Origin of the sequence: Nostoc sp. NZL, assembly GCF_015714705.1 — a bacterium.
Classification (GTDB): domain Bacteria; phylum Cyanobacteriota; class Cyanobacteriia; order Cyanobacteriales; family Nostocaceae; genus Nostoc; species Nostoc foliaceum_A.
The window spans coordinates 1-12,659 of record NZ_WBKL01000202.1; the positions used below are offsets into that span (position 1 = coordinate 1).

The window sequence follows — 12,659 nt, forward strand, 5'->3', positions numbered from 1 at the left end:
AATTGCCAGTCTTGTCTGCAAATAATTCACACAACTCTATTAATGTTGCATCTGGATATGATTCAACTAATTCTCTCAACTCTATATCTGCATTTGTTAAATGACTAAATTGCGGCTTTCCTCGCGGCTTATATTGTAAATCTCCTTCAAGTTTTTGTTGTTTTACCAGCTTTTGCACTAAACTCTTTGACACGGAAAATATGTTAGCTACTTTCCTGATTGAGATGTTTTTCTCAAGATGTGCTGCAACTATTTTTTCTCGTAGATCGACAGAATATGACTTCATTTAAAAGTATTTATATTTTAATCTAGTGTACCTCATAATAGACGCAAGTGCTGTAAAGGTTACGATGCGGATGCGCGCGTGAGCGAGGTTCTTGAGGCTCAAGGTAAAACTGCCGTGATTCCGTCGAAGTGCAACCGCACCACTGTGCGTGATTATGACAAAGACCTGTACAAAGCCCGGCATTTAATTGAGAACTTTTTTGCCAGACTCAAGCAGTACAGAGCGATTGCCACCCATTATGACAAACGCAAGGCCAATTTTCTCGGTGCAATTTACCTCGCTGCTACTGTGATTTGGCTTAACTGATGACACGCCCTAGGAAGAGTATTAGACCAATTATATTTAAAAGGATTAAGTGGAATCTTCACTTTGATAGCGTTAGCAGCAGTAAAAAAATCTGGAGTGGATTTATCATCGCTACACTTAGATTCTTCTTTATTGCACCTGCACATTGTCATTTTACTCAAGCTTTCCTTTTATCAACTTTTTTGAGTTACTCACTCTATTTTCAGTAACTCTACTTTTTCATGCAGTATTTTTTATAACTATCCTTCTTTTTCCCAACTCCAGCTTGATTTTTAACTTTCCATCCCTTATGACTTTGGTTTTGAATCAAAAACTAGCTCCCAAATTCCCTATCATTTCTTTTGTGACAGTTTCAGGTGCGGAATGTAGGTTCAATTTGTCCACTTTCACGATAATGACACAGCAGTTTTCGTAGAAACGACAAGCTGACCTTGAACCTTGAGCTTTGCGTCACTTGCCATTAAGAACCTTCCTTTGCTAACCAACCTGAATGGCGCGACCGACGCAAATGCTCTAAGTCTGAGTAAGATACTGCCATCGAATCAAACAATTACTTCATGTATAGGTTACCGTAGTTTGTGGCTCAATTACATGACATGAGCAGATTTTTAAAGTTTTCCACCGTTTTCATTCTCGTTGAGAAATTGCTGATACATAGGTCTAGCTATTTGTAAAAAAATTGTCGAGGGCATGGGGATCGGATCTAGGCTGAGTCTAAAACAGTCATAGGAACAGTACTTTATGTTACCTTCAACGCAAACTAAGGTATCTTTGAATATATGTACATTACACCTGCCTAATAACTTCCTAAGAACTGCATGTTTCTTAATCAAGCATTGCGACCCATTGAAGTTTTGCTAGTTGAAGGCTCTTCTAGTGATGCTAACCTAAACATCAAAAGCCTTTTAAATGCCCAAATTTCCAACAACTTACACCGGGTTGAAGATACTGAAAGTGCTATGAACTATTTACGGGAGCAACAAGAATTCACTAATGTTCCCCGTCCAGATTTAATCTTACTCGACCTGAATCTCCCAGGAATGGGCGCTAAGTGTTAACAAAAATCAAATTAGAACCGAATTTTAACTGTATTCCTATTGTTATAATTACTACCTAAAATAATGAACAGTCTATACTACGTTCTTATAATCTCAGTGCTAATTGCTATGTAACAAAAACTATTGATGTCTACCAGTTTATTCAGATTGTGCATTTGATCTAAGATTTCTGGCTGATAGCAGTAACATTACCACGAAAGTAATGGGGTTGGGAATTTAAATTGTTGCTAAAAACAGCAGAGAATTAAACCCTGTTCAACAAATGGGAAATCAGGTGATTATCTAACAAATTGATATAACCCTGTACTATGGAAAAGCTCATAATTCACATTCTATTAGTAGAAGATAGCCCCAGCGATGCCCATTTGCTACGCCGGATATTTTTTCATGCAGATCAAGAACAATGGCAGATGTTACATGTTGAACGGCTATCTCAAGCAATAGATGCTACCAGGGAAAACTCTGCGCCTAACCTTGATGATTTTCAGATAGAGAGTCAAAGGCAACCGAGATTTGACTTGGTTTTGTTAGACCTCAGCCTCCCAGACTCTATTGGACTAGATACCTTGAAAAAATTTCGGGCAGCAGTATCTGATATCCCGGTTGTGGTGTTAACAGGGCTTGATGATGAAGATTTAGCAATGCAAGCATTAGCAGAAGGCGCACAAGACTATCTCGTTAAAGATCAAATAACGATACAACGGTTAGTCCGTGCCATTCGCTATGCCATTGAAAGGAGTGAAATTCTCAACCAACTACGGGATAGTGAAGAACGCACCCGTCAGGCGCTGGTAAAAGAACAGGAACTCAACGAGTTAAAGTCGAATTTTGTAGCAATGGTTTCCCACGAGTTCCGCACCCCCATGACCACGATTCGGACGGCTGTAGATATCCTTGAATATAACAGCGAAAAACTAACTTATGAGCGGAGAACTAAATACTTTGCTCGAATTCAAAATGCTATCAATCAGATGCTCCATCTATTGGATGAGATATTGTTCTTGAGTAAAACTGAAGCAGCTAAACTCGAATACAAACCTACACTTGTGGATTTAGAAAATTTCTGTACGGAACTCACAGATATTCTGCAACTCAATGCAGGTAGTCAGCACAGTATTATCTTTACTTTTCAAGGGGAATCCACCCAAGCCCAAATGGATGAAGACCTATTAAATTGTATCTTTACCAATTTGATCTCCAATGCTATCAAATACTCCCCTGAAAATGGCACTATCTGGTTTGATTTGATTTGTAAAGATCACTTCGCCACTTTTCTGGTAAAAGATCAGGGCATGGGCATTCCCTTCAAAGACCAAACTCGTCTGTTTCAAACCTTCTATCGTGCCAGTAATGTGGGTGTAATTCAGGGAACAGGACTGGGACTCACGATAGTTAAGAAATGTGTGGAGCTACATGGTGGTCATATTCAATTAGAAAGTGAGCAGGGTGTTGGCACAACAGTAATTGTAACTTTGCCACTGCAATGACTATGCGGCTCAAGTAATTGTTACTATTTATTAGAGAATTTTGTTGATTTAGTGACTATCAAAAAATAAATCATTCAATCCTAATATATCAGGTGTGTTAGTCCTATATTTCAATATAATATTTAACAAAAACCATGATTATAATGCTTAAAATACCCCATCGTATGGCAAGACTAAATTTGTCCTTTATATTTATAAATTTTTAGGTCTAAAACGCTATAAGAGTCATTAGCTCTAACACCATTTTAGTCTTGCCATGCTACTACTTAAGATTTATTTAGTTGCTTATTTTGGATAAAGTTGAGCTAAAAAAGCTGGTAATAAGATAGACAATCAGGTGATTGTACTCTGTTAAACACCATTTTTCAACTAATCCTTGTTGGGTGATGGATTCAAAAAGGCAACTTCCCTTTAAAAGTATTTTGCTCATTAACCGTGTCACTATAGAAAATAGAGCTGCAAATTGAGCAATAGGAAGACTAAAGAACGCTGTGCAGATAACATTCTTAGGCACGAGTTCCGGTGTACCCACGCGATCGCGCAATGTTTCCAGTGTCGCCCTGAGATTACCCCAAAGGGCAGAACTATGGTTATTCGACTGTGGCGAAGGCACCCAGCATCAAATTATGCGGAGTGAACTGAAAATCAGTCAACTTTCCCGAATTTTTATCACTCATATGCATGGCGACCACATCTTTGGCTTGATGGGACTTCTTGCTACTTGCGGCTTGGCTGGCAACGTGGAACGAATTGATATATATGGCCCACCTGGATTAAATGATTACATTCAAGCCGCCTCCCGTTACTCCTACACACACTTTTCCTACCCCATTAAAGTCCATGCCATCCGTCCAGGGGTGATTTATGAAGATGATGACTTCACTGTTAGCTGCGGTAATTTGCATCACCGCATTACAGCTTTCGGCTACCGCGTAGCCGAAAAAGACCGGACAGGACGCTTTGATGTGGAAAAAGCCAAGGCCTTGCAAATCCCTCCTGGTCGCATTTATGGTCAACTCAAGCGTGGTGAAACAGTGACCCTTGCTGACGGACGGGTGATTGATGGCACTCAATTATGCGGCCCTACAGAAATTGGTCGAAAGATTGCCTATTGTACAGACACAATTTATTGTGATGGTGCAGTGGAATTAGCTCATGATACAGATGTATTAATTCACGAAGCAACCTTTGCTCATCAAGATGCAGACATGGCTTTTCAGCGGTTGCATTCCACAACCACAATGGCAGCACAAACAGCTTTAGCGGCTGGGGCGCATAGACTGATTATGAGTCATTTCAGTCCCCGCTATGCTCCCGGAAATACGTTGGAATTGAAGGATCTCCTCAAGGAAGCCCGTGCTATTTTTCCCCGTACTGACATGGCTTATGATTTCATGATTCATGAAGTACCCAGGCGGCGGGAAGTAGAGTTAACCAAGGTAAGCGTTTAAATTTTAAATTTTAGATTTTAGATTTTAGATTTCCTATCGAACCTTTCTAATCTAGAATCTAAAATTAACCAGGCTCTATTTTGGAGTTTGGTAGTCGAACTTATAATGCCCAGCAAATAGATAGCAGTTTAGTTTGATGAGTAAGTTAACTAGTTAACCAATAATTTACGGTTCACTAAGTGTATCAATAATATAAAAACAGTATGGTTTAAATATTTTTCTCAACGTGTTTTTTATATTACAAGTTCTCAAAATAACTTTAATACTATAGTAATATTATAAATCAGAGATTTTTCTACTTAAATATTTAGGAAAAATCATTAATTTTTCGTCAAGATTTTCCTTCCTTAAATAAAATATTTATTAAAATTTTATTCTCGCAACACTGATTAAGAATTTATATGCATGAATTGATGAACATGAAAGTAATAGTTGGCATAATATTATGCCAAGTGAGCTTGTCATTGCCGGAAGAATAATTAAGTATGCTATTGCGGTTATAGGTGTAAAAAACATTTTACATTTCTCATAAATCTTCCAAATAAATATAGTGTTTCGATATTAAAGGAGTTTGATAGTGGCTAAGACTAGTCTGAACCAAGAGCAACAGGTTACTACTTCAGCACAAGGCGCAGTTGACATCAGACAACTATCTACTATTTTGCTTCGCCGACGTTTGCTGATCTTGGGGGTTTCCTGTGTAGTTATGTCAGCTGCTAGCCTCCTAGCTTTCATTGCCAAACCTACTTACCAGAGCAATATGCAGATATTGGTAAATTCCAATTTATCTGAAGGCACACAGTCAAATAATATCCAACAAAGAGCAGACATCAAGGTTAGCGATCCTAATTCTCAAATTGTTGATTCCACTACTCAGATTAAACTCATGCTGAGTTCTAAGTTACTTCAGAAAGCCGTAGATTTACTTCATTCTGATTATCCTGATATTACCTTAGAGGATATTAATGGTCAAACAGAACAGAATAAAAAAGCATCTCTAGAAGTGGCTCCAGAAGAGGGTGGCATAGGAACTAATAAAGTTTTTAGTCAATTATTTAAAGTTTCCTTCAATGATGACGATCCAGTCAAAACACAAAGAGTACTTCAAGCTCTACAGAAAGTCTATAAAAGCTACAACAAAGAGCAACAAAAAGAACGCCTAAATCAGGGACTGGCTTTTGTCAACGCTCGCCTACCTGAGATAAAAAAAGAGGTGGATAAAGCTGATAAGAATTTGGAACAGTTTCGCAAGAAACATAAATTACTCGATCCCGAAGTCCAAAGTAAAATCCTGCTAGAATCTTTAGCCGATATTCAAAAACAGCTACAAACCACTCGTGCCCACCTTCAAGATGTAAACGTTCGCTACGATAATCTAGAGCAACAAATAGCCTCCTCATCCCAGCAGAATGCACTAATTTCTTCCCGTTTAAATCAGTCAAGCCGCTATCAAACACTATTGAGTGAAATTCAAAAAACTGAACTAGCCTTGGCTAAGGAGCGGCTGCGCTATACAGATGATTATCCATCGGTACAAAAACTAAAACAGCAACGCCAAAGTCAACTGTCGTTATTACGACAAGAAGTGAAAGCTATTACTACTGGCAGTAAGGGAGAACCGCTCTTCAAAACTCAAATGGTAGGGGTTGAGCCAAAGCTAGTAGACGAGTTAATTCTGGTGCAGACAACTGTTTTAGGACTAACTGCCAATGAAAAGAATCTAGCCGAGTCAGAACAGCGACTTCGCTCTGAGCTAAACAAATACCCAAGTTTAATAGCAGAGTATAACCGTCTGCTGCCAAAGGTAGAAACTAGTCATAAAACCCTTGAACAACTACTCCAGGCGCAACAGTCTTTGGGACTTAAAATTGCTCAGGAAGGATATAACTGGCAAATTTTGACAGAACCTGCTCTGGGTACTTATATGGGGAGCAACAGATTATTACTTTTGGTTGGAGGAGCGGTAATTGGGCCGATTTTAGGTATCTTAGCAGCCCTGATTTTGGAAACGTTTAATGACGCTATTTATTGTGCGGGAGATTTAAAGAAACTGACGAACCTACGTTTATTGGGGTCAGTGCCAAAACTACCATCGCGTGGTGTCAAAAAGCGGCGGCTGGGCCTGCCTTGGAATGGGCGGCGAAGCTCAGAACCCTCTGTAATAGAAGCCAGTACTAAATTGCCTATCCATGAAACCTTGGATATGATCTACCAAAATATTCAAATATTAAAATATCCCTTACCCTTCAAGTCGCTGATGTTTACTTCAGCACTACCAGGAGAAGGGAAGACAACCTTAGTATTAGGGCTTGTGGCTAGTGCTACTCGGATGCATCGACGGGTATTAGTAATTGATGCTAATCTACATAATCCTAGCCTGCATAAAATTCTGGAACTATCCAACGACTGGGGACTATCTCTGTTATTAGTTGATGAGACGACTACTCATTTTCAAGATTACATCCAGCCCATTCACCCCTCCATTGATATTTTGACTGCTGGACCGGAACCAGAAGACACGGTGAAGTTGCTCAGTTCTCAACGGATGAAAGAACTAATAGAGTTGTTCGAGCAAAGTTATGACCTAGTACTAATAGATGCTCCAGCTATTTTAGGCACGGTTGATGCCAGGATTGTGGCATCTTTTTGCAATGGTATTGTGATGGTAGAGCGCATGGGTAAAGTCACCCGAACTGAACTAACTCAAGCAACAGAAATTTTGAGTAAGTTGAATTTAATTGGAATTATCGCTAATGAAGTGAGCAATTCTCAAAAGGTATTGGCATCGTAGACCGAAGAAGACGCGGCGACCCTCTTGAAACTCTCCGTGTCCCCACTTTACCGCGTTATCTTTTGGACGGTTTTTAAATGCGATCGCACTGTTATTTGTAGAATAAAGCACGGGTGAGAACTACTGGTATGCGCGATTGCTTGTACCACAGGTAGAAACTTTTGCCAAGAGCAACTGTCAAGATTAACTGATTTCTACCTTATAGCTAAAGCAAAATGCATAATTAATAGGAGGTGGCAACCTCCTGCGTTGGAGAAGTGTCTCATCTTAAGTAGTAGACGCCATAGTCTAGAGCGTCAATTAGATACTAGTGTGATTAGATGATCAGCATGAAATTCCAACTTTACTTAGGCTCTTTATTTTCCCAGATTAAAGTACGTCATTGGTGGGTCAGTGTCTTCTTGTGGATAGCTTTGGTTGCTCCCGCTCAAGCATCTGTAATCCTGCGCGTGGCAATTGAGAAGGGAGTTAATCAGGTAAAAGTGGGCAGTTCCACTACTGGAGTCATTAAGGATAGTACCGGCCGGACTCTGGGACAGTTGCCGGCGATGAGTGCATATTATGCCCAAGCTGTTCCTGGCGGTGTGGCTTTAGATAAGTGGCAGTCTGGTTTATTTTGGATTGAGCCAACAGGTAAAGGATTCGTTTATATTGGCGATCGCTGGTATCGGGGTAGAACTCTGGTTGTCCCCACAGAAAAAGGCTTAACCGCTGTTAACTGGGTTGATGACCAAGAGTATCTCTACAGCGTTCTCGGTGGCGAAATGAATGCTAGCTGGCCCCAAGAAGCACTAAAAGCCCAGGCGATCGCAGCTCGCACCTACGCTCTCTACGAACGAGAAAAACAGCGGAATAATCCCATTTATGACTTAGGCAATACCCCCGATCGCTGGCAAATTTACAAAGGTGTAATCAGTGAATCTCCTGCTACTTACAAAGCAGTGGATGAAACAGCAGGGCAAGTACTAACTTATAAAAACAAAATTATTCTCTCAGTTTTCCACGCTTGTTCTGGAGGACACACGGAAAACGTAGAAGACGTTTGGGGAAATGCCTTGCCGTACCTGCGGGCTGTTCAAGATTATGATCAAAATATCAGCGCGTGTAATTGGGTAAAAACCTTCTCTTCCAGTGAGATTAGCGCTAAATTCCCTGAAGTTGGCAGTGTGACGGCGATGATTCCAGAAACATTCTCGCCTTTTCGCAGTGTTAAAGTCTTGAAAATTGTCGGTAACAAGGGTACGAAGGTGCTACAGCGTGAGGAAGTGCGGACAGCGCTGAAGCTAAAAAGTACCCGCTTTAGCGTTACCAAGGGAGCGGATGGTAGTTTTGTGCTGCAAGGGCTTGGCTTCGGTCATGGTTTGGGCATGAGTCAGTGGGGGGCGTACAATCTGGCTCGGCAAGGAGTGAACCATTTGCAAATTTTAGGGCATTATTATCAGGGTGTAGCCTTAACACCAATTCAGGCGAAGTAAGAAGAAAGTTAGGAGTTAGGAGTTAGGTGTTACAAGTTAGGAGTTTTAGATAAATCTTAATTATTCACTCCTCACTCTCAACTCTTAACTCTATTCCCCACTCCCACGTTCCAAGCGCCGTTGCCATTCAGCATCAATTTGTTCAGAACGCTCAACTTCTTGGTCGAGTAAGTCAGTTTCGCTGGAATACACTAAATCTTCGTTGCCAATGACTTTTTCTGTGGCAAATTGTTGGGCATAGTCGATTTTTTGTTGCAAAGGTGCATCAGGACTTGTCAATAGTCTTGATCTGGAAAGGCGATCGCGGTTGCGATCGCCTATTTTGCGATTACGCCACCGAATCCAGAAATAACGCAATAACGGTATGCCTAAGAAACCTACTCCATAAGCCAATAGCAGCCAATAAATTCCTTGAACAAAAGCTACAACTCCACCTAATTGAGCGGCAACTGTGCCATCTCTCAACAAACTTCCCAGTACTAAAGCACCAACAAAATTTAGTATACCCAACCCAGCACTCAGCATAATTTGCCCAGAATTTGCAGCACTAAAACGCCAGGGAAATTCCTCCAAGTAAGCTGATATTGCATGACGGCGCTTTTTAACAGCACTCACCTGCAACTCTGGGAAGTAATAAACAATTTGCCCTTCTGGGCTTACCGTTGGTTGCCCATTAAATCGCGTCAGAACGGGCAGCATATAATCTTCGTACTCTCTTGTATATCCCTCGCCAATGTCATCCAAATATGGAGCAATTTGTTCTGCTACCACTGCACCACGGTTACTCCGAATCACTGTAGCAATTTCTTGCCAGCGACGTTCTTCTAAGTTGGCATTAGGATTACCATCGCCAAACAAAAACGAAAACACAGCTTCAAAGAAATTCAGATTGCTTTCTTCCCGGCTGCCACGTCGCCGTTCCTGATAGTGGGTGTCATAATTTGGGCTAAGATACCAAAATAAATTTGGAAAATAGAAGAACCCCCCACCGCCAGAATTACTACCCTGATTGTCGCCGTCACGGTCTGAATTCGCAGCGGTAATGATAATGAAGATGGTAACAGTTATCAGGGCGATGGAAACAGTTAAGAAAATTCCAAAAGAAATACGAATCAGGTAAAACAGAACACTCCAGACCTTTTTCCACCATTCCTGCAATCGTAACTGGAAGTATTTCTTACGTAAAATTGCTCGGAAATTTTGTGGAAAAAGGAAAACTATATCACCTGAATCCGCTACCTGCAAATGCCCCCCAGCATCAGATGCCAGGGCTAACAAGCTTTGATTAGCTTCAGCGACGTTCAATCCTGCCTGAGTTGCCACATCACCAACGGTGACACGGTAGCCCAGTTTTTCCACAGCTTGCATGATGGTGGGACTGGGAGCCATTGCTCTCCCCTCCTGTTGAAACTTATTTCCCTTTTCTTAAGTATAAAGTTTTATTTTGAGCGACTTGGCAAAGGTAGGGATAAAGCATGAAATCAATAAAAATAGAAATTCGTACCGATGAAAGCCATTGTCAGTCCATACTTTGAAGCTCAAGTCTATAAACCAAGAAATTACCCGACACGCAGCATGTTATAATTGTTTCCCTCAGCTTGGTTAATCAGCAAATTTTCTGCTCAAATATGGTTCAGTACACTCTCGCTCAAAGCCCAGAAATTATCCTTACTGTTTCTGGAAAAGATTCAGCCAAAGCCCGTGATAAAGCAATGGATCAGCTGATGGAACTGATGGATGCAGGTAAGCTACCCACGGAACTGGAAGAAGGATTTGGGCCTCAACAATTAATTGAGGTTAAAGAGTCAACGATTGATACTGCTAGCGGTGAGGATACCATTACACAAGCTGTCCAGGTTCTGAGTAACCTAGCCACGCTCAAGCTGAAGGTTCAAGAGTCACGATCTGAAGCATTGGAAATTCGCAAAGCGGTTGATGTTCTATTCACCGATGAGTCGGTGACAGAAGAGGAAATTACTCGGCTCAAGGAAGGTTTTAAAGTTCTCAAAAATTTCGCCCAAGCTAATGTGCGTTATCAGGAAGCGCGATCTAAAGCAGAACAGGCTCGGCAGACTCTGGATCAAGCTCTCAAATCTCCTGACAAGTAACGTTTACACAACCGGATGCATTGAGACGCATATTAAAAATGTAATTAGATACTTTAAAAGACAGGTATAACAGCCTGTCTTTCTTTTTACTGGGGCGCTAGGATTCGAACCTAGGGATGGCGGGACCAAAACCCGCTGCCTTACCACTTGGCTACGCCCCAACGAATTTACTCTACTTAATATAGCAGTTAGTCATGGGTTAATGTCAAGTACTTTAATATTTTATTTCAAATAACGGGTTTTTATAGCAGGACATTGATTGATCGGAATGATTGCACTTAGACTTTTTCATTACTTTTGGCTGAACCCTTGAATCTTGGTTGGCTGTATCGTCGAACCCACATTAATTGATCCGATAGTGATGAAAGAGGGTTACAAAATTCTGCAATGTTCTATAGAACAGAACACATATTCCTTTTCTTTAATCCCCAGTTTGTTGAAGGAAGACAGCTGCAATACGACTTGATGATAGTAGTTGCTTTGTAGCCAGCCATATAAAGAGTGGAATGGTTTTAGCATAGCGACCGCAAAGCCGGCGCGGTTCTTGAATCCATCGATACAGCCATTCAAGTCCTAAGTCTCGAACTATGCGGGGTGCCCGCTTATGAATTCCTGCATAAACTGGGAAAACTCCACCCAGTCCAATCATTACAGCTTGTATTTTACCCTTATGTTGAGCGATCCAATTTTCTTGTTTGGGACATCCCAGAGACACTAAGACGGCGCTGGCACCACTAGAATTAATCTTTTGAACTAAAGCTTCGTCTTCAGTTTCAGTGAGTGGACGAAAGGGTAGAGGTTCCATCGCCGCAATCTTCATCTGCGGAAATTCTTGCTCTAACCTTTTTCGCATCCTAGAAAGAATTTCTGTTTGGGAACCTAAAAAGAAAATACTAAGATTTTGTGTTTGAGTTAGCTGACACAAGGCTAGGAAAATATCCATCCCTGCCACACGGTCTTGGTAAAGCGCTCCCATTTTCCGCATCATCCATACTAGAGGCATACCATCAGGAGTAACTATATCTGCATTTCGTAATACGGTGGCAAATTCTGGATTCCAATGAGCTTCAATGAGCATGTGTACATTGGCTACGTATACAGTTTTACTCTCACGCCTCCTTGCCCACTTCAGTATTGTTTGTACTTGGTCATCAAAGCGTAAAGCAGTAATAGGAAAATCCAGTACTTTTTTAGTAGGTAGAAGCACTCTTGCCACCATCAATAACTCCTGTGTCCAAGAAAAAAATCCATAAGATTACCTAGACCATTCCGAATATTGGAAAATTCAGATTGGATGACTCCTGACTTTTTGTAGGCTTGTGTCATCGTTGGAAGTTAACACATGGAGATGCAATTGCCTTCTTAAGATACTTTTGACTTAATCGGTAATATTAGAATTATTTGCTGCTGTGTCCTAGCTTACTGTTTTAAGCTAGGGGTTTTAGACGCTGTTTGACAAAATTCATACTTACTTCATAATTAATTTTTGATTTGTTCATGCAAGCATTACAATTGCGAGAAATTCCTATAGACATGCATTTAAATGAGTAACATTTATAACGTAACTTAGTTACGCATAAAAGCGAAACATCAGACACTCAGTCTACCAATTTTGATACGTAAGTATGCGCTTAAGAGATTTAATTCAAATTAGTAGATTTTAAAAAATAAATAATAATATTTTCTTATCTTATTAT

General features: G+C 40.6%; 9 protein-coding genes, 1 tRNA gene and 1 pseudogene. 7 read left to right on the plus strand and 4 right to left on the minus strand.

Annotated features, from left to right (window positions below; genetic code table 11):
• Positions 1 to 286, minus strand: a 286-nt coding sequence (locus tag F8R90_RS29885) for an IS630 transposase-related protein (protein ID WP_230967108.1), incomplete at its 3' end; no start/stop codon positions are given.
• Positions 287 to 349: 63 nt separating this feature from the next.
• Here F8R90_RS29885 and F8R90_RS29890 point away from each other — a divergent pair.
• The 6 genes and pseudogenes from F8R90_RS29890 to F8R90_RS29915 all read left to right on the plus strand — a co-directional run.
• A pseudogene (locus tag F8R90_RS29890) lies at positions 350 to 592 on the plus strand (transposase); the annotation flags it as partial.
• 818 nt (positions 593 to 1,410) lie between these two features.
• On the plus strand, positions 1,411 to 1,650 hold the full coding sequence (locus F8R90_RS33225; protein WP_230967110.1) for a hypothetical protein: 240 nt from the start codon (positions 1,411 to 1,413) through the stop codon (positions 1,648 to 1,650).
• A gap of 308 nt (positions 1,651 to 1,958) precedes the next feature.
• Positions 1,959 to 3,137: a hybrid sensor histidine kinase/response regulator gene (locus F8R90_RS29900; RefSeq protein ID WP_196513664.1), complete on the plus strand. Its 1,179-nt coding sequence runs from the start codon at positions 1,959 to 1,961 to the stop codon at positions 3,135 to 3,137.
• 491 nt (positions 3,138 to 3,628) lie between these two features.
• The gene (locus F8R90_RS29905; RefSeq protein ID WP_190900663.1) at positions 3,629 to 4,588 is read left to right on the plus strand and encodes a ribonuclease Z; all 960 of its coding nucleotides are present in this window, start codon (positions 3,629 to 3,631) and stop codon (positions 4,586 to 4,588) included.
• Between the two features lie 577 nt (positions 4,589 to 5,165).
• Complete coding sequence (locus tag F8R90_RS29910; protein WP_196513665.1) at positions 5,166 to 7,379, plus strand: GumC family protein; 2,214 nt, start codon at positions 5,166 to 5,168, stop codon at positions 7,377 to 7,379.
• A 329-nt stretch (positions 7,380 to 7,708) separates the two neighbouring features.
• A complete protein-coding gene (locus F8R90_RS29915) occupies positions 7,709 to 8,854 on the plus strand; it encodes a SpoIID/LytB domain-containing protein (RefSeq protein WP_196513666.1) in 1,146 nt (381 codons plus the stop codon).
• 90 nt (positions 8,855 to 8,944) lie between these two features.
• On the opposite strand, the gene F8R90_RS29920 is transcribed toward F8R90_RS29915, so the two are convergent.
• Positions 8,945 to 10,243, minus strand: a complete 1,299-nt coding sequence (locus F8R90_RS29920) for a hypothetical protein (RefSeq protein ID WP_196513667.1) — start codon at positions 10,241 to 10,243, stop codon at positions 8,945 to 8,947.
• A gap of 239 nt (positions 10,244 to 10,482) precedes the next feature.
• On the opposite strand from F8R90_RS29920, the gene F8R90_RS29925 reads away from it, so the two are divergent.
• Entirely contained in the window at positions 10,483 to 10,962 is a 480-nt protein-coding gene (locus F8R90_RS29925; RefSeq protein WP_190900656.1) for a hypothetical protein, read from the plus strand.
• Positions 10,963 to 11,051: 89 nt separating this feature from the next.
• Here the strand turns inward: F8R90_RS29925 and F8R90_RS29930 are convergent.
• Together F8R90_RS29930 and F8R90_RS29935 are read right to left on the minus strand one after the other, a co-directional pair.
• Positions 11,052 to 11,123: transfer RNA gene (locus F8R90_RS29930), tRNA-Gln, on the minus strand.
• A 260-nt stretch (positions 11,124 to 11,383) separates the two neighbouring features.
• Entirely contained in the window at positions 11,384 to 12,181 is a 798-nt protein-coding gene (locus tag F8R90_RS29935; protein WP_190900654.1) for a WecB/TagA/CpsF family glycosyltransferase, read from the minus strand.
• Positions 12,182 to 12,659 lie beyond the last annotated feature (478 nt).

Bases quoted from the DNA above. Each gene is read 5' to 3' on its own strand.
- F8R90_RS29915 (WP_196513666.1), top strand. From the start codon at position 7,709: ATGAAATTCCAACTTTACTTAGGCTCTTTATTTTCCCAGATTAAAGTA.
- F8R90_RS33225 (WP_230967110.1), top strand. From the start codon at position 1,411: ATGTTTCTTAATCAAGCATTGCGACCCATTGAAGTTTTGCTAGTTGAA.
- F8R90_RS29900 (WP_196513664.1), top strand. From the start codon at position 1,959: ATGGAAAAGCTCATAATTCACATTCTATTAGTAGAAGATAGCCCCAGC.
- F8R90_RS29935 (WP_190900654.1), bottom strand. From the start codon at position 12,181: ATGGTGGCAAGAGTGCTTCTACCTACTAAAAAAGTACTGGATTTTCCT.
- F8R90_RS29920 (WP_196513667.1), bottom strand. From the start codon at position 10,243: ATGGCTCCCAGTCCCACCATCATGCAAGCTGTGGAAAAACTGGGCTAC.
- F8R90_RS29925 (WP_190900656.1), top strand. From the start codon at position 10,483: ATGGTTCAGTACACTCTCGCTCAAAGCCCAGAAATTATCCTTACTGTT.